This is a genomic window from Curvibacter sp. GW821-FHT09D12, assembly GCF_059416245.1.
On record NZ_JBWKOU010000002.1, the window covers coordinates 457,927 to 484,348 of the forward strand.

At 67.0% G+C, this 26,422-nt stretch carries 22 protein-coding genes; 16 read left to right on the forward strand and 6 right to left on the reverse strand.

All coding sequences use genetic code 11. From position 1 onward, the window contains the following. The first annotated feature begins 102 nt into the window (after positions 1–102). Positions 103–1,641: a methyl-accepting chemotaxis protein gene (locus tag AC07PT_RS04590; RefSeq protein ID WP_494655913.1), complete on the forward strand. Its 1,539-nt coding sequence runs from the start codon at positions 103–105 to the stop codon at positions 1,639–1,641. A gap of 31 nt (positions 1,642–1,672) precedes the next feature. On the opposite strand, the gene recQ is transcribed toward AC07PT_RS04590, so the two are convergent. Then, positions 1,673–3,550: a DNA helicase RecQ gene (gene recQ / locus AC07PT_RS04595; RefSeq protein WP_494655914.1), complete on the reverse strand. Its 1,878-nt coding sequence runs from the start codon at positions 3,548–3,550 to the stop codon at positions 1,673–1,675. Positions 3,551–3,711: 161 nt separating this feature from the next. Next, the gene (locus AC07PT_RS04600; protein WP_492349542.1) at positions 3,712–5,154 is read right to left on the reverse strand and encodes a GGDEF domain-containing protein; all 1,443 of its coding nucleotides are present in this window, start codon (positions 5,152–5,154) and stop codon (positions 3,712–3,714) included. A gap of 216 nt (positions 5,155–5,370) precedes the next feature. Between AC07PT_RS04600 and AC07PT_RS04605 the strand changes: the two genes are divergently transcribed. After that, positions 5,371–6,456, forward strand: coding sequence for a homocysteine S-methyltransferase family protein (locus tag AC07PT_RS04605; protein WP_494655915.1), 1,086 nt, complete (start codon positions 5,371–5,373; stop codon positions 6,454–6,456). Between the two features lie 11 nt (positions 6,457–6,467). On the opposite strand, the gene AC07PT_RS04610 is transcribed toward AC07PT_RS04605, so the two are convergent. Beyond that, positions 6,468–7,397: a LysR substrate-binding domain-containing protein gene (locus AC07PT_RS04610; RefSeq protein ID WP_494655916.1), complete on the reverse strand. Its 930-nt coding sequence runs from the start codon at positions 7,395–7,397 to the stop codon at positions 6,468–6,470. Positions 7,398–7,549: 152 nt separating this feature from the next. Between AC07PT_RS04610 and AC07PT_RS04615 the strand changes: the two genes are divergently transcribed. Then, the gene (locus AC07PT_RS04615; protein ID WP_492349545.1) at positions 7,550–8,566 is read left to right on the forward strand and encodes a Bug family tripartite tricarboxylate transporter substrate binding protein; all 1,017 of its coding nucleotides are present in this window, start codon (positions 7,550–7,552) and stop codon (positions 8,564–8,566) included. Further along, positions 8,563–9,438, forward strand: a complete 876-nt coding sequence (locus AC07PT_RS04620; protein WP_494655917.1) for an N-formylglutamate amidohydrolase — start codon at positions 8,563–8,565, stop codon at positions 9,436–9,438. The genes AC07PT_RS04615 and AC07PT_RS04620 overlap by 4 nt, the downstream gene beginning before the upstream one ends. Positions 9,439–9,580: 142 nt before the next feature. Here the strand turns inward: AC07PT_RS04620 and AC07PT_RS04625 are convergent, their stop codons facing one another. Continuing rightward, positions 9,581–9,736: a hypothetical protein gene (locus tag AC07PT_RS04625; RefSeq protein WP_492349547.1), complete on the reverse strand. Its 156-nt coding sequence runs from the start codon at positions 9,734–9,736 to the stop codon at positions 9,581–9,583. 395 nt (positions 9,737–10,131) lie between these two features. Between AC07PT_RS04625 and AC07PT_RS04630 the strand changes: the two genes are divergently transcribed. Next, the gene (locus AC07PT_RS04630; RefSeq protein ID WP_492349548.1) at positions 10,132–10,443 is read left to right on the forward strand and encodes a DUF2834 domain-containing protein; all 312 of its coding nucleotides are present in this window, start codon (positions 10,132–10,134) and stop codon (positions 10,441–10,443) included. A gap of 207 nt (positions 10,444–10,650) precedes the next feature. Beyond that, complete coding sequence (locus tag AC07PT_RS04635) at positions 10,651–11,373, forward strand: SDR family oxidoreductase (RefSeq protein WP_494655918.1); 723 nt, start codon at positions 10,651–10,653, stop codon at positions 11,371–11,373. 11 nt (positions 11,374–11,384) lie between these two features. On the opposite strand, the gene AC07PT_RS04640 is transcribed toward AC07PT_RS04635, so the two are convergent. Next, positions 11,385–12,347, reverse strand: coding sequence for a response regulator (locus AC07PT_RS04640; RefSeq protein WP_494655919.1), 963 nt, complete (start codon positions 12,345–12,347; stop codon positions 11,385–11,387). After that, the gene (locus AC07PT_RS04645) at positions 12,319–15,759 is read right to left on the reverse strand and encodes a hybrid sensor histidine kinase/response regulator (protein ID WP_494655920.1); all 3,441 of its coding nucleotides are present in this window, start codon (positions 15,757–15,759) and stop codon (positions 12,319–12,321) included. Before AC07PT_RS04645 ends, AC07PT_RS04640 begins: the two co-directional genes overlap by 29 nt. Positions 15,760–15,949: 190 nt before the next feature. Here AC07PT_RS04645 and urtA point away from each other — a divergent pair, with 190 nt between their 5' ends. The 10 genes from urtA to AC07PT_RS04695 all read left to right on the forward strand — a co-directional run bounded on the left by urtA (position 15,950) and on the right by AC07PT_RS04695 (position 26,417). Beyond that, positions 15,950–17,218 (forward strand): urea ABC transporter substrate-binding protein, encoded by a 1,269-nt coding sequence (gene urtA, locus AC07PT_RS04650; protein WP_494655921.1) that lies wholly within the window; start codon positions 15,950–15,952, stop codon positions 17,216–17,218. A gap of 194 nt (positions 17,219–17,412) precedes the next feature. Beyond that, positions 17,413–18,327 carry an urea ABC transporter permease subunit UrtB gene (gene urtB, locus AC07PT_RS04655; protein ID WP_492349553.1) on the forward strand — a complete coding sequence of 305 codons (915 nt, stop codon included), beginning with the start codon at positions 17,413–17,415 and terminating at the stop codon, positions 18,325–18,327. Between the two features lie 58 nt (positions 18,328–18,385). After that, positions 18,386–19,594: an urea ABC transporter permease subunit UrtC gene (gene urtC, locus AC07PT_RS04660; RefSeq protein ID WP_492349554.1), complete on the forward strand. Its 1,209-nt coding sequence runs from the start codon at positions 18,386–18,388 to the stop codon at positions 19,592–19,594. A gap of 17 nt (positions 19,595–19,611) precedes the next feature. Next, entirely contained in the window at positions 19,612–20,355 is a 744-nt protein-coding gene (gene urtD, locus AC07PT_RS04665) for an urea ABC transporter ATP-binding protein UrtD (RefSeq protein ID WP_494655922.1), read from the forward strand. 57 nt (positions 20,356–20,412) lie between these two features. Next, a complete protein-coding gene (gene urtE / locus AC07PT_RS04670) occupies positions 20,413–21,102 on the forward strand; it encodes an urea ABC transporter ATP-binding subunit UrtE (RefSeq protein WP_492349556.1) in 690 nt (229 codons plus the stop codon). Positions 21,103–21,159: 57 nt separating this feature from the next. Continuing rightward, positions 21,160–22,389, forward strand: coding sequence for a formamidase (gene fmdA, locus AC07PT_RS04675; protein WP_492349557.1), 1,230 nt, complete (start codon positions 21,160–21,162; stop codon positions 22,387–22,389). 23 nt (positions 22,390–22,412) lie between these two features. Further along, on the forward strand, positions 22,413–22,796 hold the full coding sequence (locus tag AC07PT_RS04680; protein ID WP_494655924.1) for an FmdB family zinc ribbon protein: 384 nt from the start codon (positions 22,413–22,415) through the stop codon (positions 22,794–22,796). 31 nt (positions 22,797–22,827) lie between these two features. Further along, complete coding sequence (locus AC07PT_RS04685) at positions 22,828–23,868, forward strand: aliphatic amidase (protein WP_019573618.1); 1,041 nt, start codon at positions 22,828–22,830, stop codon at positions 23,866–23,868. Next, positions 23,852–24,706: a CbbQ/NirQ/NorQ/GpvN family protein gene (locus AC07PT_RS04690; protein ID WP_492349560.1), complete on the forward strand. Its 855-nt coding sequence runs from the start codon at positions 23,852–23,854 to the stop codon at positions 24,704–24,706. The genes AC07PT_RS04685 and AC07PT_RS04690 overlap by 17 nt, the downstream gene beginning before the upstream one ends. Further along, positions 24,690–26,417 (forward strand): VWA domain-containing protein, encoded by a 1,728-nt coding sequence (locus AC07PT_RS04695; RefSeq protein WP_494655925.1) that lies wholly within the window; start codon positions 24,690–24,692, stop codon positions 26,415–26,417. Before AC07PT_RS04690 ends, AC07PT_RS04695 begins: the two co-directional genes overlap by 17 nt. The last annotated feature ends 5 nt before the right edge of the window (positions 26,418–26,422 follow it).

A 26,422-nucleotide genomic window follows, 5' to 3' on the forward strand; every position in this document is an offset into this window, starting at 1 on the left:
GGGCGAGGTTCACGATCCAATCAGACGCTAGCATGTTTCGTTCGTCGGGCTTCCGACTATTTCATGAAGATCAACTTACCGATCACCCCAAACGAAGTTGTCATGTCTGACGGCGCGGTACTGGTGTCCACCACGGATACCCAGGGGCGCATCACCCATTGCAACCGGGCCTTTGTGCAGATCAGCGGCTTTTCCTACGACGAGCTGCTGGGGCAGCCGCACAACCTGGTGCGGCACCCGGACATGCCGCCCGAGGCGTATGCCGACATGTGGTCCACGATCGGTCGGGGGCGTCCCTGGTCGGGCATCGTCAAGAACCGCTGCAAAAACGGTGATTTCTATTGGGTGCAGGCCAATGTCTCGCCGGTGATGGAGGGCGGAAAGCCGGCCGGCTACATGTCGGTGCGGCTCAAGCCCACGCGTGAACAGGTGCGCGAGGCCGAGCAACTGTACCGGGCCATGGCCGAGGAAAAGGCCAGCGGGCGGCGCTCGTTCCGCCTGCATGCCGGCGGTATCCGTGGCGTGGGGTGGCGCGACTGGCCCAAGCGCCGTTACCGACTGACCCTGTCGCAGCGCACCGGCCTGGCTGCCGCAGCGGCCCTGGCCCTGGCTGTGTGGGGTGGCTCGGCCGTGGCCGATGGCCTCGCGGGCCTTGGGTTGCCGCTGCTGTTCTGGCAAGGCCTTGGCGCGGCACTGGGTTGGGGGGGCTTTCAGACCTGGTTCCTGCACAGCACGGCCAAGCCGCTGGCCGAGGCTGCGGATGTGGCCGGCAATCTGGCGGCCTGCAACCTGGACGGCATGCTTGATTACGACCCGACCAATCCGATTGGCCAGATCAAGCGCCAGTTGTGGCTGGTGAACCTGAACATGCGCGCCATCGTGACCGATGTGCGCGCCGAGGTGGACGAGATGGTGTCCGAGGCGCGCACCATCCGCGACGGCACGCTGGATCTGTCGGCCCGCAGCGAGCAGCAAGCCCAGGCCGTGGCCGAAACGGTGGCCTCGGTCACCGAGATGACCGCCTCGCTGAGCGAGACCTCCTCCACCGTGAGCGAGCTGGCCCAACTCAGTGCCGATGCCCATCGGCACGCCGATGCCGGCAGCCATGCGACGGGTGAGGTGTCGAGTTCGATGGAACGCATCCGTGGCTCGTCCAAGCGCATCACCGACATCATCGAGTTGATGGAGCAATTGGCCTTTCAGACCAATTTGCTGGCCCTCAATGCGGCGGTCGAGGCGGCCCATGCCGGTGACCAGGGGCGGGGCTTTGCGGTGGTGGCGGCCGAGGTGCGGGCGCTGGCCCGCCGCAGCACCGACGCAGCGACCCAGATCCGCAGTCTGATCGATGCCTCGGTGTCGGATGTGGATACCGGCGGGCTCCGGGTCGAGGAGGCTGCCCGCACCATCCAAGGCGTGGTGGGTTCGGTTCAGCGTGTCAGCGGCATGCTGCAGTCCATTGAGACGGCGGCGCGCGAGCAGTTGCACGGCGTGACGCAGATCGACCAGGCCATGCAGCTGATCGACGACGTGACCCATCGCAATGCCGAGCTGGCCAGTGCCTCGGCGGTGTCGAGCGAGACCCTGGAGCGCCGTGCCGACACGCTTCAGCGGGCTGTCCGCATCTTCCGGGTCAATACCTGATTTGGCCTGACCCTCTCACGTGCCCCCAGCCTCACAGCTGGCACACGCGCAGCACTTCGGCGCCGTAGGCTTCGAGCTTGCGCGCTCCGATGCCGCTGATGCCCTGCAGGTCTTCGGGCGTGGACGGAAAACGCTCGGCAATGGCCGCCAGGGTGGCGTCGTGAAAGATCACGTAGGCCGGTAGATTGTGTTCGCGGGCCACCTCGGTGCGCCAGGCCTTCAGGGCCTCGAAGCGGCGCAGCGCGCCGCCTTCCAGGGCGATCGCTGTCTTGGCCGCGCTGCCACTGCCGGTGCCGTTGCGCGTGCGCCGGCTGCGCGGCGCAGCCGCCGTGCTTTCGCGCAGCCGGATCGGCACCTCGCCACGCAGCACGGCCCGCGCTGAGTCGGTGAGCTGCAAGGTGTTGAAGGCCTGCGCATCCACGGCCAGGGCACCAATGGCGATCAACTGGCGCAGCACGCCACGCAGTTGCTGCTCTGAGAATTCAGCCCCGATGCCGAAGGTGCTGATCTGCTCGTGGCCGTACTGCGTCACTTTCTCGGTCTTCTTGCCGCGCAGGATGTCCATGATGTGGCCGGCACCAAAGCTGATGCCGCTGGCCTGTTGCACCCGGTAGATGGTGGACAGCAACTTGCGAGCCGCGTCGGTGCCATCCCACACGGCGGGCGGGGTCAGGCAGTTGTCGCAGTTGCCGCAGGCCTCGCTGTGCTGGCCAAAGTAGCTCAGCAGGCGCACGCGCCGGCAGTCGATGGCCTCGGCCAGGCCGAGCAGGGCATCGAGCTTGCCCACCATCACCTGTTTGAATTCTTCGCTGGCCGGGCTTTCGTCGATCATGCGGCGCTGGTTCACCACGTCCTGCAGACCGTAGGCCATCCAGGCGTTGGCCGCCCCACCATCGCGGCCGGCGCGGCCGGTTTCCTGGTAGTAGCCCTCGATGTTCTTGGGCATGTCGACGTGGGCCACAAATCGCACGTCGGGCTTGTCGATGCCCATGCCGAAGGCGATGGTGGCGCACATGATGATGCCGTCCTCGCGCAGGAAACGGTCCTGGTGGTGCTGGCGCACGCCGGCGTCCAGGCCGGCGTGGTAGGGCAGGGCGTTGAGCCCGTTCTCGCACAGGGTCTGGGCCAGCTCCTCGACGCGTTTGCGCGACTGGCAGTACACCACGCCCGCATCATGGCCCTGGGGGGTGGTGTGCTCGCTTTCGATGAAGCGCAGCAGCTGCTGCGTCACGTCCTTTTTCTCGACGATGGTGTAGCGGATGTTGGGCCGGTCGAAGCTGCTGACGAACTGGCCTGCCTCCTGCAGTTGCAGGCGTTCCACGATGTCGGCGCGGGTGGTGGCGTCGGCCGTGGCGGTCAGGGCCATGCGCGGCACGCCGGCATAGCGTTCGTGCAGCACCGTCAGGGCCCGGTACTCGGGCCTGAAGTCATGGCCCCATTGGCTCACGCAGTGCGCTTCGTCGATGGCAAACAGGCTCAGCATGCCGCGTTCGTGCAGCGAGTCGAGCTGGGAGAGGAAGCGCGGCGTGGTGATGCGTTCGGGCGCCGCATACAGCAGCGTGATCTCGCCGCGCAGCAGCCGGCGCTCCACCTCGCTGGCCTCGTCGTACGACAGGGTCGAATTGAGGAAGGCCGCATCGACCCCCGATTCATGCAAGGCCCCGACCTGATCGTGCATCAAGGCAATCAGCGGCGACACCACCACCGTGATGCCCAGGCCCGCGCGTTGGCGCACGATGGCCGGCACCTGGTAGCACAGCGACTTGCCGCCGCCCGTGGGCATCAGCACCAGGGCATCGCCCCCGGCCACCACATGGTCAATGATGGCCTTCTGGGGGCCGCGAAACTGCTCGTAGCCGAACACCTCACGCAACACGGACTGGGCAGAGGACTCGGGAATGTGTGGCAAGGCGGACTCGGGTGGGGTGGGAGGCAAAGCGGTATTCAACAGCGATTCAGCGTCGGGCAGCGCGTGCCTGCGTCCGCCAAAGGCTGACTGGACGAGCCGGCACGACAGCGCGCAGCCGCGTCGCCGATCAGGGCGGACAAGGGCCGTGGCCGGGGATTATCTCAGCCCGCGGGGGAGAGCTGGCTCTCCAGCACCTGGATGCCCTGCGGGTAGGCCAGGCCCACCCGGTTGCGCCCCTGGTGCTTGGCACGGTACAGCGCACTGTCGGCCCGCTCCAGAAAAGCATGGGCCGTGGCATCGCGGCGCGGGTCGAACTCGGCCACGCCAAAGCTCAGTGTGAGCAACTTGCCTTCGGGCGAGGTGGCGTCGGGCAGCCCGCGCTCGTGCAGCGCATGCTGGATGCGCTGCACCAGATCCAGCCCGCCGTTGAGCACGGTGTTGGGCAGCACCAGGGTGAATTCCTCGCCGCCGTAGCGGGCCACCATGTCGGTGGCGCGCTGGATCACCCCACTGAGGACCTGGCCCACCTCGCGCAGGCAATCGTCGCCGATCAGGTGCCCATAGAAGTCGTTGAACGCCTTGAAGTGGTCGATGTCGCACATCACCAGGGCCAGGGGTTCGCTCAGGCGCAGGCTGCGCGCCACCTCGCGCTCCAGGATCACATCCAGTGCGCGCCGGTTCAGCAGGCCGGTCAGGCCATCGCGCCAGGCCAATTGGCGCAGCTGTTCGTTGTCGGCCTGCAGGCGACGGGCGTTGTCGTGCAGTACCTGTTCTTTGTCCTTGATGGCGGTGACGTCGGTCAGGCGGACCACACAGCCGTCCAGCAGTGGGCCGATGAACACCTTGAACCAGCGACTGGCGCCATCCTGGGTGAGTTCCAGCTCGCGTTCGCGCGGGGTGCGCGCCTGCACCACGGCCAGGCAATCGGCGTCCAGGTCCAGCCGGTGCCAGTTTGGAAACACCTCATGGGCCAGCCGCCCCTGAGGCGGCTCTTCGGCATTGCCCGCCAGCGTTGCAAACGGCAGGTTGGCCACCGTCACCAGCCAAGGTGTGCCTTCGTGCCCAGCGCCGCGCACGCGGCGCAAGGCCACCACGCCTTCGCTGGCACAGTTCAGCACGGTCTCCAGCAGCTTGGCGCGGGCCTCCATGGGCTGGTTGAAGACCAGGATCCAGGGCCGGCCGTCGTCGCCTTGCGCCGGCATCACCAGGCGCTCCCAGGTCAGCACCCAGGGGTTGCTGTGAGCGAAATGAACCACGTACAGCGGCAGGCCACGCGCCGCCACCTCGTCGAAATGGCAGCGCTGGAAGTCGGCCAGCTCGGGCGCCTGCTGACTCAGCCGCAGGCCGGTGGGGTCGCTCAGCGAGTCGTGGCGGAACTCATCTCCGCAGAAATGGCCCAGGTAGTCGCCGTCGGGCAGGGGGCGGTACACGGTCATGCGTGCCGCAAAGGCGGACAGGGGGCCGTCCAGGGCCAGATCGGCCAAGGTCGGAAGTTGCCCGGGGGCGGCGCTCAGGCCCAGCCACAGACGATGCAAGGCAACCACGTCGGCATTGTCAACCGCGCTTTCGATGGGGCTCCAGACTTGCTTGTGCCAGATGGCCATGCGATTCCTTGGGTCGAAGGCAGCTGCGGGCCCGAGATGGGCGCAGGCTGGTCTGCAGGGGCGTGGGCAGACTTGAGTTTCAACGCATCAATCCTGCACCGAGTAACCGATCAGTCTAGCAAAATGTGCTGTCTTGTAACAGAGAAATAGATAGCCCATTTGGGGGTAGTTCTCAGGCTCGAAACCGTGCAGCGAGCGAGTTTCTACAATGGCGGCATGAAACCCGTTGTCTACACGCGCGCGCAGGCGCTGCCCGAAATCCTGTCCCGACGCATCGTCATCCTCGATGGCGCCATGGGCACCATGATCCAGCGCTTCAAGCTCACCGAAGAGCAATACCGCGGCGCTGGTTACACCGGTGCAGGGCACCAGGGGGACCGCTTCAGTGCCTTCCACAAGGACGTCAAGGGCAACAACGAGCTGCTCAGCCTGACCCGGCCAGACGTCATCAGCAGCATCCACGAAAGCTACCTGGCCGCCGGGGCCGACCTGATCGAGACCAACACCTTCGGCGCCACCACCATCGCCCAGGCCGATTACGACATGGCGCCACTGGCCCGTGAGATGAATCTGGTGTCGGCCCGCCTGGCCCGCGCTGCCTGCGACAAGTACAGCACGCCCGACAAGCCACGCTTCGTGGCCGGCGCCCTGGGCCCGACGCCCAAAACCGCCAGCATCAGCCCCGATGTGAACGACCCCGGCGCCCGCAACGTCAATTTCGAGGAGTTGCGCGCGGCCTACTACGAACAGACCCAGGCCCTGGTCGAAGGTGGTGCCGACGTGTTGCTGGTCGAGACCATCTTTGACACCCTGAACGCCAAAGCCGCCCTGTTCGCCGTCGACGAGTACTTCGAGGCCAGTGGCCAGCGCCTGCCCATCCTGATCAGTGGCACGGTCACCGACGCCTCGGGCCGCATCCTGTCGGGCCAGACCGTGACCGCTTTCTGGCACAGCGTGCGTCATGCACAGCCGCTGGCCATCGGCCTCAACTGCGCGCTGGGCGCCACGCTGATGCGCCCCTACATCCAGGAGCTCAACCGCGTCGCCCCCGACACCTTCATCAGCTGCTATCCCAACGCCGGCCTGCCCAACCCCATGAGCGACACCGGCTTTGACGAGACCCCTGACGTCACCAGCCGCCTGATCCACGAGTTTGCGGCCGAAGGCCTGGTCAACATCGTGGGCGGCTGCTGCGGCACCACCCCGGACCACATCGGTGCCATTGCCCAGGCGGTGCAGCCCCTGGCCACCCGTGAACTGCCGATCGCCGGCCGTTTTGCGGCTTACCGCGAGGCGGCCTGAGGCCGCACGCTTCAGGCCTCCGGTCGCCGCGCGCCGTGGGCCGCGTTCAGGGCGGCCACGTCGGCCTGGGCCGTCTGCAGCAGCCAGCGCCGAAAGGCGGCCAACGCCGGCTTGCGGTGCTGCCCTGAGGGGGCACACAGAAAGTAGCCCCGCGCCAGGGTGATCGGCAGGTCAAATGGCACGGCCACGGCCCCCGCGGCCAATTCCTTCTGGACCAGACAGCGCTGCACCAGCGCCACCCCCATGTCCGCGATCACGGCCTGGATCAGCATGGCCACCTGGTCGAAGGCCGTGCTCAGCCGTGGCGGGCGGTCCGCCGCCCCGGCGGCCTGTAGCCATTGCGCCCAATTGCCGGGTGCGGTCGTGTGGTAGAGCAGGGGTTCGTCGGCCAGATCGCCCGGCGTGAGCCAGGCGCCCGCAGCCTGCCGTTGTCCCAGGCGGGCTGGGTGGCAGATCGGCACCACCTCGCGCCCGATCAGGTAATCGCAATCCCAGTGCGGCCATTGCCCGGGGCCCAGCCCGGTCAGCACGGCGGCATCCGGTGTGGCACCTGAAAAGTCCTCGTCCTTGCGGTACGGCACAAAGTTGATGTGCACCTCGGGGTGTCGCTGTTGAAACGTTTTCAGGCGCGGGATCAACCACACGCTGGCCAGGGTCGGCACCACCGACAGATGCAGGGCCTGGTCGGCGGGGCTTTCACGCAAGCGAGCGCTGGCGGCCTCGATCGCGGCCAACGGTTCGCGGATCGCGTCCAGCAACTGCTGCCCGGCCGCGGTCAGCGAAATCGCATTGGCACGCCGCAACAGCAGGGGCTTGCCGTAGTGAAACTCCAGCCGCGCCACCGCCCGGCTGATGGCGCTTTGTGTCACACACAGTTCGACCGCAGCCTTGGAGAAGCTGCCCAGCCGCACGGCGGCCGCGAAGGCGTGGAGTTCGGACATCGAAGGTGAATGCAGTCGCATGGTGAGCACGGGGCGAAAGGGATGGGTATGACTGTTGCGCATGACCGCTGACCGGATTGTCGTTGGTGCCGGCGGGCGTCTGTCCGGACACTGGTCACCTCCCATCCAATGCCGAGTTGAGCCCGAATGCCATGAAATCCGTCGCACCTTTCCCCGTCGTACCGAACGTCGCATCCATCACCCGCCGCCTCATCGTGCTCGGCCTCGCCGGCTCGGCCACGCTGGCCCCCGCCCTGGCCCGGGCCGACTACCCCGACAAGCCGATCCGCCTGATCGTGCCCTTTGCCCCCAGCGGCTCCACCGATCTGGCGGCCCGCCTGATCGCCGAGTTCGCGGGCCGGGCCCTGGGGCAGGCGATTGTGGTGGACAACCGCGCCGGTGCCGGTGGCTCGCTCGGCATGGAGCAGGTGGCCAAGGCCCGCCCCGACGGCTACACCCTGGGCATGGCCACCATGAGCACCCATGGCTCCAACGTGGCCGCCTATGGCAGCCGCCTCAAATACGACCCGCTGAAAGACTTTGCGCCGATCAGCAATGTGGCCACGGTGCCCAGCGTGCTGGCCGTGAATGTCCGCACCCCCTACAAGAGCCTGGCGGATCTCATCGCCGCAGCCCGCACGGCGCCCGGCAAGATCACCTTCGCCTCGCCCGGCACCGGCTCGCTGGGGCACGCCAATGTCGAGTACTTCTCCAGCCTGGCCAAGATCGAGTTGCTGCACGTGCCCTACAAAGGCTCGGGCATGGCGCTGAACGATGCGGTGGCGGGCCAGGTCGAGGCCATCACCGACAACCTGCCCTCCGCCTTGCCGCACATCCAGTCGGGGCGCTTGCGGGCGCTGGTCGTGTTGTCCGACAAACGCTCACCGGCCCTGCCCGGCGTGCCCACCTATGGCGAGCTGGGTTTTCCCCAGATGGGCAACGGTGGTTGGTTCGGGGTGGTGGCGCCTGCCGGCACCCCGGCCCCGGTGGTGCAAAAGCTCAACCAGGCCATCCACCAGGCCATGCAGCAGCCCGACTTCATCAAGAAGATGAACGAGGCCGGCGCCACCCTGATCCCCACCACCCCGGCGCAGTTCCAGAGCCAGATCCAGCAGGCCGTGGCGCGCTACCTCGAAGTGGCCAAGGTGGCCAAAGTGGAGGCCGAATGAGCCCGCACACGCCCCCCTTGTTCACCGTGCACGAGCCTACCGCGCCGCGCATCCCCCTGGTGTGCGACTCGCCCCACAGCGGCACCAACTACCCGCTTGATTTCAAGACGGTGCTGCCGCGGCTCGAATTGCGCGCCGCCGAGGACACCCATGTCGAAGCCCTTTGGAGCGCGGCGCCCGCCTTGGGCGCCACCTTGCTTGAAGCCCACTTTCCGCGCAGCTATCTGGACCTGAACCGCAGCCTGGACGACATCGACCCGGCCCTGCTCGACGGCCCCTGGCCCACCCCCCTGTCGCCGGGCGAGAAAACCCGCCTGGGCTCGGGTCTGATCTGGCGCAGCGTGAAAGGCCAGCCCCTCTATGACGGCCCGCTGTCGGTGGCCGAGGTGCAGCAACGCATCGACCGCTGCTACCGGCCTTACCACGCCGCCCTGTCGGACGCGGTGGCCCAGAACCAGGCCCGCTTTGGTGCCCTCTGGCACCTGAACCTGCACTCCATGCCCAACAACGCCTACGAGCGCCTGCAGATCAAAAGCCCCCGCCCGCTGGCCGACTTTGTGCTGGGTGACCGCGACGGCAGCACCTGCGAGCCCGGCTTTGTGGCGCTGGTTGAAGCGCATCTGCGCGCCAAGGGCTACACCGTGGCCCGCAACGACCCCTACAAGGGCGTGGCCCTGATCGCCCGCATCGGTCAGCCCGCCCTGAACCGCCACAGCCTGCAGATCGAGATCCGCCGCCCGATCTACATGGACGAGCAGACCCGCGAGCGCAGCGCCGACTTCGGCACCGTGCAGCGCGACATCACCGAGCTGCTGCAGGTCATGGGCGCGTACCTGAAGGCGCATCCGTCGCTGCGGCTTGCTGGCGACTGAGCGCCCTCATGCCTGAAGAGGGGTTTCATTCCTGGGATGGCCAGAACCAGGGCGGGCCGAGGTTTCGGGCGCGGATGAAGGTTGTCGGGAAAATGGCACCAGACCCGCTCGCCTGCCGCGGGCTCCGGCCACCAGACCGGGGTCATGTCGACTCGGTCTCCATCAGGCTCGAACGCACCGAGCGCTTGCGGCCTCGCGGTACGGCCTTCTTGATCTGATCCAGTTGGGCGGCCGTGAGCGCTCCGTCGTCCGCTTCGTATGGCGGCAGAAGCTTGATGGCCAGCTCGTGCAGCGCCATGTGGATGGCCGTGGCTTCGTCGACCCCCAGATGGTCCGCCAGGCGCTGTCCGTGGCACGGTAGCGAAAGGCAATTTGCTGGGCGGGGGAACGTGTGGGCAAGGCAGTCTCCTGCATGTAGGCATCCAAAAGGTGTCTTGTGCGGGTTGCTCAAGTCATGGCAGCTTGTCCTGCGCGATGGGCCCATCGAGGCGGCCTTCTGACCATTCGGCGACTTTTCACCCGAGGCGATTGAGGGCTGCCGCCCGGAATGCTGCTCAGGCCGAGAATGGGGCGTCCAGGGCCGTCCGTGACGGCCAGGCCTTCCGCCATTCACGTGGCGCGGGGTTGGGCCGGCGCAGGCTGAATGCACCCGTAGCCCTTCCCTCTTTTGAAACGTCGATTGGAGCCCGCGACATGAAGACGCTTTATCTCATCCTGTGCTTGTTGGGGGCTTCCGTGCCTCTGGGGCTCTTCTTGCCTTGGCTGGGGCAGCATGGGCTGAATCTTCCTTTGTTGATTCAACAGGTGTGGGCCTCCCCGGTGGCGGCATTTGCCTGGGCCGATGTAGGGGTGTCGGCTTTGGCCTTACTTGCTTTCATGGCGCATGAAAACAAGCGTCGCCCTGTCAGGCACCGAGGGTGGGTTATCGCAGCCTTGTTCTTCATCGGCCCATCCTTGGCTTTGCCGCTGTATCTGTTGCTTCGCGAGCCCGTGGAATCCCATTGACTGGACGGAGGCAAGGGGCCATGAACTACCTTTCATCTGATCTTGATAACCGATGGGCGCCCTTCGGTCCCGATGGGACGGGGTGAGCCAAGGTCCCTGGCTTCTGGTTGGCAGACTGAGCGGGGCATTTTCCGCCCCCTGTCCCCAGCGGGGTCAAGCAGGGGCGCAATGCCATCGTCCTGCATTCCCGATTGGAGATCATCAGTCATGTTCGATTCATTTTTGCAAGGTCAGCAGGTGCTGGTCTTGGGCGGCACCTCAGGCCTGGGCCTGGCCACGGCGGCAGGGGCCTTGCGGGCTGGCGCGCAGGTGCATGTCGGCGGGCGTGATCCGCAGCGCCTGGCCGAGGCGTTGGCCCAGTTGGGGCCGAAGGCCGGCGGGGCGTGTGTGGATCTGGCGGATGAGGGCTCGGTGCAGGCTTTCTTCACCCCATTTGCCCGGGTCGATCACCTGGTGGTCTGCGCGGCCAACAACCAGCCTGCGCGCTTGATCGATGGCGATCTGGCGGCCTTGCGCACCAGCCTTGACTCGCGCTTCTGGGGCGCGGTGCACGCTCTGCGCGCCGTGGCCCCGTGCCTGGCGCCTCAGGGGTCGGTGCTGCTCACCTCGGGCATGGTCAGCCAGCGTCCGCGCCCGGGCATGGCCATGGTGGCCGCGGCGGCCAGCGCGGTGGAGTCGCTGGCGCGCTCCCTGGTGGGTGAGCTGGCGCCGCGGCGCATCAATGTGATCAACCCGGGCCCCATGCAGACGCCGTTGCTGGAGCGGGCGCTGGGTGGCCAGGCCCAGGCCCTGCAAGGCCTGGCCGATCTGCAGCCGCTCAAGCGCCTGGGCCAGGCGGAAGACTTTGCCCAGACGGCGCTGTTTGCCATGGGCAATCGCCAACTCAACGGGGTGGTGCTGCACCTCGATGGCGGTGCCCGCTGGGCCTGAACCGCAGCGCTTCAGCCCGGCAGCAGCCGGGCCGCCACCGCCGCTGCCGCGGTGCGGGTCTCGACCCCCAGCTTTTCAAAGATGTGCTCCAGGTGTTTGTTCACCGTGCGCGGGCTCATGCCCAGGATGTCGGCGATGTCGCGGTTGGTCTTGCCCTTGGCCAGCCACGACAACACCTCGGTCTCGCGTGGGGTCAGGGCCACGTCGGGTTGTGCGCGCGGGGGCGGGGTGTCGGCCGGGCCCAGGGTGAGCAGCAGCATGGATTCGGCCAGGCCGCTTTCGCCCAGGTGGCGTGCCCTCAGGACCTGGGTTCCGGGCGGGTGTTGGGGCAGGGGCAGGCTGGTCGGTGTGCCCAGGGCGGCGCTGCGCAGCCATTGGCAGGCCGCCTCGCCGGCCAGGCCCTCAGGGGCGAAAGCCTGTTCCAGCCATTGCGTGGCCTGGGGTGAGCGCCAGGCGGCCCGGCCTTGGGCGTCGAGCATCAACACCCCCATGCCGGCCACATCGACGGCCTCGCGGGCCAGACGTGCGGCTTGGGCGTTGCGCACATGGGTGGCCAGGCGGGCCAGCACCTCGGGAATGCGCAGCGGCTTGACCACGTAGTCCACGCCGCCACTGGCAAAGCCCTGCAGGATCTGTTCGGTGTCCGACAGGCCAGTCATGAAGATCACCGGCACGTGGGACCAGGGCGGGGTGGCCTTGAGCTGGCGGCACAAGGCAAAGCCGTCCTGCCCGGGCATCACCGCATCCAGCAGCACGCCGTCGGGCACGGTGAGTTCAAAGCGCTGCAGCGCCTCTTCGGCGTCGCGCGCCACCAGCACGGTATAGCCCTCGCCGGCCAGGGCTTCGCACAACATGCGCAAGGTGTCCAGGGCATCGTCCACCACCAGGATCACTCGGGCGGGGGTCGCGGCAGGCAAGCGCTGGGCTGGGCCTTCAGCCTGGCGTTCAGCGGTGGGGTTCAGGGTCATGTTCATCTTCGGGCTCGGGGTCGCGCAGTTCCTGGGTGATGGCGGCAAAGTCAAAACGGTCGGCCCGGGCCTGCAGGCGTGCCAGGCAGGGTTGGTGCGCCGCCGGCAGTTGCTCGCGCGCCTGCTGCAGGGCCTGTTTGAGCGCGCTGGCCTGCCCTTGACGGGCCAGGCGGGCCAGTTGCTCGCGCCAGGGCGCCGGCAGCGGTGTCTGAAGTGCGGGCTCCGGCATCGGGGCCGGACGCTTCAGGGGGGTGTTGTCGCGGATCCATTCCAGCTGCAGGGCCTGTGCCAGCGCCTCCAGCAGTTCGGACTCGATCACCGGCTTGCCGACAAAGCCCTGGCATTGCAGGGCTTGCAGGCGCTCGGGCTGGTGGTCGAACAGGTTGGCCGAGACGAACACGATGGGCAGCTCGGCCGCGCTCCAGCGCTCGCGCAGCCGGGTGGCGGTCTGCCAGCCATCCAGATCGTCCATGGTGATGTCGAGCAGCACCAGGTCTGGCTTCTGGGCCTGAACAATGTCCAGACATTCGCGTCCGCTGGCGGCTTCGCGCAACTCGAAGCCCAGCGGCACCAGCAGGGCGGCCAGCAACTGGCGCTGCAGGGGCTGATCGTCCACCACCAGCAGGGTGCGTCGGGGAGCCAGGTAGCCGATCACGGGGTGCAGCGATTCGCCGTGCTGGCGCCGCCAGTTCGGGTCGGGCGGCACGCCCGGCAGGTAAAGGCGCACGCTGAAGGTGCTGCCCTGGCCCGGCGTGCTGGCCAGCACCAGTTCGCCACCCATGAGCTGGGTCAGCAGGTGGGTGATGGTCAGGCCCAGGCCGGTGCCCGCCTCGCTCACGCGGCGCCCGGCGCTGCCGCGTTCGAAGGGGTGGAAGATGCGTTCCTGGTCCTGCGGCTCGATACCGATGCCGGTGTCGCTGACCTCGAAGCGCGTCACGTGTTGCCGGAAATCCATGCGCAGGCGCACCTCTCCGTGCTCGGTGAAGCGCACTGCGTTGGACAGCAGGTTGATCAGGATCTGGCGCAGGCGTTTCGCATCCACCCGCACCCAGCCCGGCATCATGCCCACCGTCTCGACCACGAAGCGCAGGCCCCGTGCCTCGGCCTGCGGCCGCATCATGCCTTCGAGCTGGGCCACCAATTCGGCCAGCGGCAAAGGGGCCGGGTCCAGGCGCAGGCGGCCGGCCTCGATGCGGGCCAGTTCAAGCGAGCCGTCGATCAGCGCGTGCATGTGCTCGCCGCTGTGCTGCATGGTCTGCAGGGTTTCGCGGGTGGTGGCGTCCAGCCGTGCGCTCTTGAGCAGGATCTGGGTGTAGCCCAGGATGCTGTTGAGCGGCGAGCGCAGCTCGTGCGTCATGCCGGCCACGTAGCGTGTCTTGGCCAGGCTGGCGGATTCGGCCAGGTCTTTGGCCGACTGCAGCGCGGCATCGGTGCGCTGGTGGGCGTCGATTTCCTGCAGCAGCAACTGGGTCTGACGCTCGGATTCGTCCTGCGCCATGCGGCGGCTGTCGGTGCTCAGCACCACCCACCACGCGCACACCGCGGCCAGCAGGGCCAGCAGGGCAAACACCTTGAGAAAGGGCACGCGCAGCGCTTCCGAGGGCATGTTCAGGCTCTCCTGCACATACACCACGGCCAGCACGAAGCTGATCAGTGCGCACAGCGACAGCGTCACCATCAGGTACTGGCCCAGTCGGAAGTTGACCTTCAGCGCCCAGCGCGCCGGCAGCAGTCGGGCGGCCAGCGCACGCAGCTGATCGGAGGCGCGCGAGCCCGTCTTGCAGCGGTCGTGGCAGCGCGATTCGAGCGAGCAGCACAGCGAGCAGATCGGTGCGGCATAGGCCGGGCAGCGGGCCATGTCCTCGGCCTCGAAGGCGTTTTCGCAGACGGCGCAGCGCACGATCTCGCCGCGCTGCCATTGCGTGTCGGGTTGGCGCGCCAGGTAGTAGCGCCCCCCGGTGGCCCAGGCCAGCAGGGGCGACAGCAGCATCGACAAGGCCAGTGCGATCAGCGGCGAGAACGCGGCCGCCAGCTCGCCCAGCCAGCCCGCGTAGGCACAGCCGGCCACGGTGGCTCCCAGCACCATCGCACCCAGGCCCACCGGGTTGAAGTCGTACAGGTGGGCGCGCCGGAACTCGATGCCCGGCGGGCTCAGGCCCAGCGGCTTGTTGATGACCAGATCGGCCACCAAGGCGCCGACCCAGGCAATCGCCACATTGCTGTACAGGGCCAGCACCTTCTCCAGGGCGCCGAACACGCCCAGTGTCATCAGCAGGGTGGCAATGCCCACGTTGAACACCAGCCAGACCACGCGCCCCGGGTGGCTGCGCGTCACCCGGGCAAAGAAGTTGGACCAGGCCAGCGAACCCGCATAGGCGTTGGTGAGGTTGATCTTCATCTGCGAGACCACCACGAACACCACGGTGATCACCACGGCCAGCGTGGGCATGCCCAGGGCCTGGGTGAAGCCGGCCAGAAACATCTGGGTGGGCTCGGCCGCACGTTGCGCCCCCACCTCGAACTGCAGTGCGGCAAAGGCCAGAAAGGCGCCCCCGGCCATCTTGAGCATGCCCATCAGGATCCAGCCTGGCCCGGCCAGCAGCACCGCGCCCCACCACCGGGCGTTGTTGGCCGGCGTGCGCGCGGGCAGAAAGCGCAGAAAGTCGACCTGCTCGCCGATCTGCACCACCAGCGAGAAGATCACGGCCGTGGCCGCACCGAACATCAGCGGATCAAACCCGCTGCTGCCGCTCTTGAGCCCCGACAGGCCGGTGAACTCGCGGTACAGCTCGGGTTGCGACAGGGCGATCCACACAAAGGGCAGCACCAGCAGGAACAGCCACAGCGGCTGGGTCCAGGCCTGCAGTTTCGAGATCAGGGTGATGCCGCGCATGGCCAGCGGCAACACCACCACCGAAGACAGCACATAGCACCAGTTCAGCGGCCAATCGACCACCATCTGCATCGCCAGCGCCATGATGGCCGCCTCCAGTGCGAAGAAGATGAAGGTGAACACCGCGTAGATCAGCGAGGTGAGGGTCGAGCCCAGGTAGCCAAAGCCGGCACCTCGCGTCAGCAGGTCCATGTCCAGCCCGTAGCGTGCCGCGTAGTACGCGATGGGCAGGCCCGTCAGAAAGATCACCAGCCCCACCACCAGGATGGCCCACATCGCGTTGCTGAAGCCGTAGTTCAGCGCGATGGCACCGCCAATGGCCTCCAGCGCCAGAAACGACAGCGAACCGAAGGCCGTGTTGGCCACGCGGAACTCGCTCCAGCGCCGAAAGCTCTTGGGCGTGTAGCGCAGCGCGTAGTCCTCCATGGTCTCGTCGGCCACCCAGGAGTTGTAGTCGCGCCGGAAACGAAAGATCGTCTGCGGGGCGGCCTGGGGGGTGCTGTGGCGGGGGGGCGTGCTGGGCATGACGCCGGGCCATGCAAGAAGTGTTCTCGCCCCGTGCTGGTGCGTGGGCCGGCCATGCCCTGGCGATGGGGTTTGCGCAGGCCCCTACGTTAATTGACGTATGGGCCGCTCCCAGGGTTCTCCCTAATCTTTGCACCAGCGCGGCGATTCCCGCCGTCCGGTTTCAAAACCCTGTTGCAAGGAGCGTTTCATGAAGCACGTTTTCGACGTTCAAGACCCCCGGTCCACCAAGGCTGAGATCAGCCGCCGCCGCCTGCTGCAGGCCTTGGCCACGGCCTCTGCTGCCGGCCTGCCCGCCTGGTCTTTTGCCCAGCCCACCGACAAGGTCAACACCACCAAGCTGGCCGTGACCGACACCGAAGTCACCGTGGGCCAGTTGCACTCGGCCACCGGCACCATGGCCATCTCCGAGACCGGCTCCATCCAGGCCGAGCAACTGGCCATCGACCAAATCAACGCCATGGGTGGCATCCTGGGCCGCAAGATCAAGGTGATCAAGGAAGACGGTGCCTCCGACTGGCCCACCTTCGCTGAAAAATCGAAGAAGCTGCTCATCAACGACCGTTGCGCCGCCGTCTTCGGCTGCTGGACTTCGGCCTCGCGCAAGGCCGTGCTGCCGGTGTTCGAGAAAGAAAACGGCCTGCTGTACTACCCCACCTTCTATGAAGGCCTGGAGCAGTCCAAGAATGTGATCTACACCGGTCAGGAAGCCACGCAGCAGATTCTGTACAGCCTGGACTGGGCCCAGAAGGAGAAGAAGGCCAAGACCTTCTTCCTGATCGGTTCGGACTACATCTGGCCGCGCACCTCGATGAAGATCGCCCGCAAGCACATCGAGAACTTCCAGAAGGGCAAGGTCGTGGGCGAGGAGTACTACCCGCTGGGCAGCACCAACTTCGGCTCGCTGATGAACAAGATCAAGGTGCAAAAGCCCGACTGCATCTTTGCCGCCGTGGTGGGGGGCTCGAACGTGGCCTTCTACAAGGCGCTCAAGGCCGCCGGCATCACCGGCGACAAGCAACTGCTGGTGACCCTGGCCGTGACCGAGGACGAAATGACCGGTGTGGGCGGCGAGAACTTCGCCGGCTTCTACTCGTCGATGAAGTACTTCCAGAGCCTGGACAACGAGAACAACAAGAAGTTCGTGGCCGCCTTCAAGGCCAAGTACGGCGCCAGCGCGGTGATCGGCGACGTGACCCAGGCCGGCTACCTGGGCCCGTGGCTGTGGAAGGCCGCGGTCGAGAAGGCCGGCAGCTTCGATGTGGACAAGGTGGTGGCCGCCTCAGAGACCGGCATTGAACTCAAGACCGCGCCCGAGGGCTACGTGAAGCTCGACAAGAACCACCACCTGTGGAGCAAGTCGCGCATCGCCATGGGCCTGCCCGATGCCACCTTCAAGGTGGTGTCGGAGTCGCCGGACTTGATCAAGCCCGATCCGTTCCCCAAAGGGTACCAGTGACCCCCCCGTTGCTTGCTCACTGCGTGTAGCCGGCATACCCCCCAGGGGGCGATGCGTGCCGACCGGCAAAGCCGGTCCGCCGCATCCCCGAACGGGCTTCGCTTCGCTTGCCGGGGGTTCGGCCTCTGTGGCTTGAGCGTTGCGCCCAGTGCTTGATGTTTCAAAGCCCCAACGTCTTGTTTGGAGTTCGTGCCATGACTTTTTCTGAAATGCTCAACATCGGCCTCATGCAGGGCTTTGCCGGCTTGAGCCTGTTTGCGGTGCTGCTGCTGATGGGGTTGGGGCTGGCGATCATCTTCGGGCAGATGGGCGTGATCAACATGGCGCATGGCGAGTTCATGACCATTGGCGCTTACACCATCTACCTGGGCTCGACGCTGGCGTCCACGCACGCGCCGCAGATGGTGCCCTACTACTTTCCGCTGGCCATCCTGGCGGCCTTCGGGTTCTCGTTTGCAGCGGGCTGGCTGGTGGAGTGGGGGCTGATCCGCCATCTGTACAAGCGCCCGCTGGACACCTTGCTGGCCACCTGGGGCGTGAGCCTGGCGATCCAGCAGATGTTCCGCACCTTCATCGGCCCGAAAGAGGTCAGCCCCACGTTGCCCGACTGGCTGCTGGGCTCGTGGGCCCCGGCCGAGGGGCTTGACATTCCCATCAACGGCCTGTTCGTGCTGGGCCTGACGGTGGTGGTCACGCTGGGCGTGCTGCTGGCCCTGCACAAGAGCCGCTGGGGGCTGCGGGTGCGGGCCACGGTGAGCAACCGCGTGATGGCCAACGCCATCGGCATCGACACCAAGAAGACGGACCGTCTGACCTTTGCCATCGGCTGCGGCATCGCCGGTGTGGCCGGTGCCGCCTTCACCACCATCGGCTCCACGGGGCCCACCTCGGGCTCGCTCTACATCGTCGATGCCTTCCTGGTGGTCACCTTCGGTGGTGCGGCCAGTCTGCTGGGCACCGTGGTGTCGGCCTTCGGCATCGCGCAGACGCAGTCGATCACCGAATTTTTCCTGGCCGGCTCGATGGCCAAGGTGATCACCCTGTCGCTGATCGTGCTGATCCTGATGGTGCGCCCGCAAGGCTTGTTCGCCTCCAAGGTGCGTCGCTGAGTTGCTGCGTTGAGTCGCTGCGTGTTTCCCTGTTCCTGAGTTCACCGGAGTCCTCCCCATGAATGCCCTCAAAGCCTGGATCCAGCGCTACCAGCTTGCCAGCCTGGTGCTGCTGACCGTCTTGCTCGCCGTGGTGCTGCCCCTGACGCTCGACATCTTCCGTCTCAACCTGGTGGGCAAATACCTCACCTATGCCTTCGTGGCCATCGGCCTGGTGATGGTCTGGGGCTACGGCGGCGTGCTCAGCCTGGGCCAGGGCGTGTTCTTCGGCCTGGGCGGCTATGCCATGGCCATGTTCCTCAAGCTCGAGGCCTCGGATCCGATCAGCACCAAGATCCAGTCCACCCCGGGCATCCCCGACTTCATGGACTGGAATCAGATCACTGAGTTGCCGGCCCTCTGGGTGCCCTTCAAGAGCCTGCCTTTCTCGCTGGCGGCCGTGATCGCGGTGCCCACCCTGCTGGCCTGGCTGGTGAGCTTTGCCATGTTCAAGCGCCGTGTGGGCGGGGTGTACTTTGCCATCATCACCCAGGCGGTGGCCCTGATCCTCACCGTGCTCATCATCGGCCAGCAGGGCTATACCGGGGGCGTCAACGGCATGACCGACCTGAAGACCGTGCTCGGCTGGGACACCCGCACCGACAGCGCCAAATACATCCTCTATTACCTGTGCGTGGCCTTGCTGATCGGCGCCATCGTGCTGTGCCGCTTCATCCAGACCAGCAAGCTCGGCACCCTGCTGCTGGCCATGCGCGACAAGGAAGACCGGGTGCGTTTCTCGGGCTACGACGTGGCCAACTTCAAGATCTTCACCTTCTGCCTGGCGGCTGCGCTGTCGGGCATCGGCGGGGCGCTGTTCTCGCTGCAGGTGGGCTTCATGTCGCCCAGCTTCGTGGGCATCGTGCCCTCGATCGAGATGGTGATCTATGCCGCCGTGGGCGGGCGCATGAGCCTGGTGGGCGCCGTGTACGGCACCTTGCTGGTGAATGCGGGCAAGACCTATTTCAGCGAGAGCTTTCCCGACCTCTGGCTGTTCCTCATGGCCGGCCTGTTCATCGGCGTGACCATGGCTTTCCCCATGGGCCTGGCCGGGGTCTGGGAGGAGCACATCGTGCCCTGGTGGAAGGGCCGCCGCCAGGCCCTGAAGGAGGCCGCCGTCCAGGCCCCCGCCAGCACCCCGGCCAACGCTGCCCAGGTCGCCGCCCCAGTCGCCGCCGATCCTCTCCCGGCCACGCTGCCTGACGGCGTGAGCAGCCAAAGCGTCTGACCCCCACGGAGCCCCCCATGAGCAACACCGACTTCGCCCTGGCCGTGGAAGACCTGACCGTCTCGTTCGACGGCTTCAAGGCCATCGACGCCCTGACCCTGTACGTCGACAAGAACGAGCTGCGCGTGATCATCGGCCCCAATGGCGCCGGCAAGACCACCCTGCTGGACCTGATCTGCGGCAAGACCCGCGCCACCAAGGGCAGCATCAAGTTCAAGAACGAAGAACTCACCCAGATGGCCGAGCACAAGCGCGTGCGCCTGGGCATCGGCCGCAAGTTCCAGACCCCCTCGATCTACGAGAACCTCTCGGTGTTCCAGAACCTCGAGGTGTCCTTTCCGTCGGGCCGCTCGGTGTTCGGCGCCCTGGCCTTCAAGTGCACCGATACCGTGCGAGCGCGTGTGCAGGCGGTGGCCGATGACATCGGCCTGGGCGACAAGCTCGACACCGAAGCCGGCCTGCTGTCGCACGGCCAGAAGCAGTGGCTGGAGATCGGCATGCTGCTGATGCAAGAGCCCGAGCTGCTGATGCTCGACGAGCCCATCGCCGGCATGAGCGCGCGCGAACGCGAGCTGACGGCCGAGCTGCTGCAACGCATCTGCCAGAACCGGGCCGTGATCGTGATCGAGCACGACATGGAGTTCGTCAAGCGCATCGCCCACAAGGTCACCGTCATGCACCAGGGAAAGATCCTGGCCGAAGGCTCCATGGACAAGGTGCAGGCCGACCCCAAGGTGATCGACGTCTACCTTGGCCACTGAAGCACCACTGAAGCACCACTGAAGCACCACTGAAAAACGAACCCACAGGAGCGCAGCATGCTGGAAGTCAAGGATCTGTTTGTCGCCTACGGCCAGAGCGAGGCCCTGCATGGCATCTCGTTCGAGGGCCGGGCCAATGAAACCGTGGCCATCATGGGCCGCAACGGCATGGGCAAGACCACGCTGTTCAAAAGCCTGATGGGCGTGATGCCACTCAAGAGCGGCAGCATCCGCGTGGCCGGCCAGGACGTGTCGCGCGACGAGAGCTTTCGGCGCGTCGCCAAGGGCATTGCCTATGTGCCGCAAGGCCGCATGATCTTTCCGACCCTGACGGTCGAGGAGAACATCCAGACCGGTCTGGAGAACTCGAAGACGCGCCAGATCCCCGAAGAAATCTACGCCCTGTTCCCCGTGCTGTGGGACATGCGCCGGCGCAAGGGCGGCAACCTGTCGGGTGGCCAGCAGCAGCAACTGGCCATTGCCCGCGCCCTGGTCACCGACCCCAAGGTGTTGTTGCTCGACGAGCCCACCGAAGGCATTCAGCCCTCGATCATCAAGGACATCGCCAAAGCCCTGAACGAGATCCGCAAGCTGCGCGAGATCACCATCATCGTGAGTGAACAGGTGCTGTCCTTTGCCATGGACGTGGCCGATCGCCTGTTCGTGATCGAGGGCGGCCGCCTGGTGCACGAAACCGCCCGCGCCGACACCGACCAGCAGCACATCAAGGCCTACCTGTCGGTATGAACCGGGCTGCGCCGCACGTTTTTTCACCTCTCCACTTTCATTCCCAAGGAGCACACCATGGCTGAGACCCTGATCAAGGTTGACCTGAACCAGTCCCCCTACGACAACCCGCTGGTGCACAACCGCTGGCACCCCGACATCCCGATGGCCGTGTGGGTCGAGCCCGGGGCTGAGTTCAAGCTCGAGACCTACGACTGGACTGGCGGTGCCATCAAGAACGACGACAGTGCGGAAGACGTGCGCGACGTGGACCTGTCCACGGTCCACTTCCTGTCGGGCCCGGTGGGGGTCAAGGGGGCCGAGCCCGGCGACCTGCTGGTGGTCGACCTGCTCGACATCGGGGCACGTGACGACAGCCTGTGGGGCTTCAACGGCTTCTTCTCCAAGCAGAACGGTGGCGGCTTTCTGGACGAGCACTTTCCGCTGGCGCAGAAGTCGATCTGGGACTTCCATGGCCTCTACACCAAGAGCCGCCACATCCCTGGCGTCAACTTTGCCGGCCTGATCCACCCGGGCCTGATCGGCTGCCTGCCCGACCGCGCCATGCTCGATGCCTGGAACACCCGTGAAGCCGACCTGATTGCCACCAACCCGACGCGCGTGCCCGGCCTGGCCAACCCGCCGTTCGCCAGCACCGCCCACATGGGCAAGCTGCAGGGCGAGGCCGCTGCCAAGGCCGCAGCCGAAGGCGCCCGCACCGTGCCCCCGCGTGAGCACGGCGGCAATTGCGACATCAAGGACCTGTCGCGTGGCTCGCAGGTGTTTTTCCCTGTCTACGTCGAAGGCGCGGGCTTGTCGGTGGGCGACCTGCACTTCAGCCAGGGCGACGGCGAGATCACCTTCTGCGGCGCCATCGAGATGGCCGGCTGGGTGCACATGAAGGTCAGCCTGATCAAGGGCGGCATGGCCAAGTACGGCATCAAGAACCCGATCTTCAAGCCCAGCCCGATCACGCCCAACTACAAGGACTACCTGATCTTCGAAGGCATCTCGGTCGACGAGTCGGGCAAGCAGCACTACCTGGACGTCACCATCGCCTACCGTCAGGCCTGCCTGAACGCCATCGAGTACCTGAAGAAGTTCGGCTACAGCGGCGCCCAGGCCTACTCCCTGCTGGGCACGGCGCCGGTGCAAGGCCACATCAGCGGGGTGGTCGACGTGCCCAATGCCTGCGCCACGCTGTGGCTGCCCACCGAGATCTTCGACTTCGACATCAACCCCACGGCCGCGGGGCCCCAGAAGATCATCACCGGCGGGGTCGACCTGCCGATTGCGCAAGACAAGTAAGCCATCCCAGCAGGAGACCGCCCATGCCTACCTACGACTATGACTGCGCGGCCTGCGGCGGCTTCGACGCCCTGCGCAGCCTCGCGCAGCGCAACGAGCCCGCCGCCTGCCCGCAGTGCGGCGGGGCCTCGCCGCGGGTGTTTGCCCACGCGCCGCACCTGGCCTGCGTCAGTCCCGAGCAGCGCCGTGCCCATGACACCAATGAGCGGGCGCGTCATGAGCCCCGCAGCAGCTCACGCGACGGCACTGAAGGCTCTTATGGGCGCATGCGCCACCCGGCGGGCTGCGGTTGCTGCAGCAGCAACGGCGGCAACAGCGGCAACAGCAAAAAACGCAGCGCCACCTACACCGCACCCAGCGGGGCCAAGGCCTTCCCGAGCAAGCGGCCCTGGATGATCAGTCACTGAAGACCGGCCAGGCCGGCAAGGAGCACAAGCCATGATTCACGGCGACATATCCAGCAGCAAAGACACCGTCGGTGTGGCGGTGGTCAACTACAAGATGCCGCGCCTGCACACCAAGGCCGAGGTGCTGGACAACGCACGCAAGATCGCCGACATGCTGGTCGGCATGAAGGCCGGCCTGCCGGGCATGGACCTGGTGATCTTTCCCGAGTACAGCACCCACGGCATCATGTACGACGCCCAGGAGATGTACGACACGGCGGCCACCGTGCCCGGGGCCGAGACCGAGATCTTTGCCGAGGCCTGCCGCAAGGCCAAGGTCTGGGGCGTGTTCTCGCTCACCGGTGAACAGCACGAAGAGCACCCTTACAAGGCGCCGTACAACACCCTGATCCTCATGAACGACCAGGGCGAGATCGTGCAGAAGTACCGCAAGATCATGCCCTGGGTGCCGGTCGAGGGCTGGTACCCCGGCAACTGCACCTATGTGAGCGAAGGCCCCAAGGGCCTGAAGATCAGCCTCATCATCTGCGACGATGGCAACTACCCCGAGATCTGGCGCGACTGCGCCATGAAGGGCGCTGAACTCATCGTGCGCTGCCAGGGCTACATGTACCCGGCCAAAGAGCAGCAGATCCTGATCAGCAAGGCCATGGCTTTTGCCAACAACACCTATGTGGCCGTGGCCAATGCTGCCGGCTGGGACGGGGTGTACAGCTACTTCGGCCACAGCGCGCTGATCGGCTTCGATGGGCGCACCCTCGGCGAATGCGGCGAAGAGGAGTACGGCGTGCAGTATGCGGCCCTGTCGACCAGCCTGATCCGCGACTTCCGCAAGAACGGCCAATCGGAGAACCACCTGTTCAAGCTGCTGCACCGCGGCTACACCGGCACCATCAACTCGCGTGATGGCGACAAGGGCGTGGCCACCTGCCCCTACGACTTCTACAGCCGCTGGGTGAACGATCCCGAAGGCACGCAAAAGGCGGTCGAGGCCTTCACCCGCCCCATGGTGGGGACCGAGGAATGCCCCATCGAGGGCATTCCCAACCCGGGCGATGCGGGCCACCGCTGAGGCGTCCGCCCCCTGTGCGACGGGGGCGGACGCCCTGGCTGCCTGGCGCTTGCAGAGCGAGCCCTTCTACCAGCCGGTAGGTGATGAGGTGAAGGCCTTCGAGGCCGCCACCGCCTGCCGCTTGCCGGTGTTGCTCAAGGGCCCCACCGGCTGTGGCAAGACCCGCTTTGTCGAACACATGGCCTGGCGCTTGCAACGCCCCCTGGTCACCGTCGCCTGCCATGAGGACCTGAGTGCCGGCGACCTGGCTGGGCGCTGGTTGCTCGATGCCCGAGGCACCCACTGGCAGGACGGTCCCTTGGCCCTGGCGGCACGCCACGGCGCCATCTGCTACCTGGACGAATTGGTCGAAGCCCGCGCCGATGCCACGGTGCTGCTGCACCCTTTGGCCGATACCCGCCGGGTGCTGCCGCTGGAGCGGCGCGGCGAGCTGCTGAACGCCCATCCCGACTTTCTGCTGGTGGTCAGCTACAACCCGGGCTACCAAGGCTTGCACAAGGCCCTCAAGCCTTCCATGAGGCAGCGTTTCACGGCCTTGCAATTTGACTACCCCGAGCCCGCCCAGGAGGCCGCCGTGGTGGCCCGCGAGGCGGGTACCGACCCTGGGCTGGCACAGCAACTGGTGGCCCTGGGCCAGCGCACGCGGCGGCTGCAGGACCATGGGCTGGAAGAGGGCGCCTCCACGCGCATGCTGGTGCACGCCGCGGCCCTGGTGCGCGCCGGCCTGTCCCCAGCGGCGGCGGCCTTGCAAGCGGTGGCCACGCCGCTCAGCGACGAGCCCGGTCTGCAGCGCACCTTGCGGGCGCTGGTGGAGGCCGTGTTTGGTCCACCAGATTGACCCGGGTCGGGTGCCGCCTCCTTTGGCGCCCTCGCTTGCGGCGGGGCTGGGCGCCTACCAGCAAGCCTTGTGGGGCTTGCCGACGCGGCTGGTGCTGTGGGACGCCCATGACGCGCGTGCTGGGCAGGCCCCGGTCCTGACCGGAGGCCCCGCAGGCTTGCCGGGCACGACGCCCACCCTGCACCTGCCCTGGGCTGCGCCGGCACCGCCGCGTCGCTGGGCTGAGGCGGTGGTCAGCCACGCGGCGGCGCATCAGCGTTTTGGTGCGGTACCCCAACCCCGGGCCGGACTCAAGCCTGTGCAGCAAGCCTTGTACGGGGTGCTGGAGGACGCCCGTGTCGAGGCGCTGGCCTGTGCCGAACTGCCGGGCCTGCGTGGGCTCTGGCAAGCCTTTCATGGCGGGCCGGATGCCTTGCAGGGCCTGGGCTTCGAGGCCTTGTTGGCCCGCCTGGCCCGGGTGCTGCTCGACCCCGCCTGGCGCGACCCGCACCCCTGGGTCGACAAGGTGCGCCGTGGCGTGCAAGGGCCTGATGGCGGGGGCCTGCTGCTGGCCACCCCCGCCTCTTTGCGCCAGGCCGCATCGGTGCTGGGGCATGACATCGGTCAGATGCGCCTGCCCTTCAACCCCCGCACCTACCGGCCCCATCCCGCGTACCGCGATGACAACCAGCACCTGTGGTGCTGGGACCCCGAGCTGCCGCCGTCCGATCTGCCGCTGCGGGGAGAGGCCGCGCAAAGCCGCGATCCCCAGCTTGATTTGCAGGCGCCGCCCAGCCTGCAGGCGGCTGCGCCACGGCCGGTCGAACCGGCCAGCCCGCCCACAGGGGCCGGGGCCTTGCACCCTGAGTGGGACCAGCGCATCGGCCGCTATCGGCCGGCCTGGTGCTGCGTGCGGGTGGAGCCGGCATTGCCACGCGGGCCGGCGCTGGCGGGGGCCCCGGCGCCGCCAGCCTTGCGCGCTGCGCTGGCCCGCCTGCCCGGGCCGCGCCAGCGTGCCCCGGGTTGCGCCGCCGAGGGCGAGGTGCTGCACCCTGCCGCCCTGGTCGAAGCCGCGCTGGACCTGCGCCGCGGCCAGCCCCCCGACCCCAGGCTGTACCAGCGTCAGCGGGTGCAGGGGGCGCCGCTGGCGGTCAGCCTGTTGCTGGACATGTCGGCCTCCACGGCCGAGCCCGGGCCCGGGGGCTTGCCCCTGCTGGCGGCCTTGCGACCTTCGGTGGCGCACACGCTGGCCGCCCTGCAGGCGCTGGGGCACCGGCAGGCGGCCTGGGCATTTTCGTCGCGCGGGCGCCTGCAGGTGACGCTGCAAGGCCTCAAGGATTGGAATGAATCGGCCCTGGCGTCCGAGGTGCAGGCGCGGCTGGCGGGCCTGCAAAGCGGCGGCTCAACCCGCTTGGGCGCCGTGCTGCGCCAGGCCTTGCAGGCCCAACTGGCGGATGCCGCCCGTCACCCGGGCTGGCGCCGGGTGATGGTGTTGCTCACCGATGGCGAACTGCACGACATCGATGTGCACGAGGCGGGCTACCTGCAGGCTGACCTGGCCCGGGCCTGCCGTGAGGCCGCACGCCAGGGCGTGGCCGTGCGGGCGCTGGTGCTGCCGCCAGGACGGCCGCAGGCCCTGCACCCCTGCCTGGGGGCCGGGGCCTGCGCCGAGCTCGGGGGACCGACCCAGTTGGCTTGGCGCCTGCCATCCCTGTTGGGCACGGGTTGGTGAGTCCT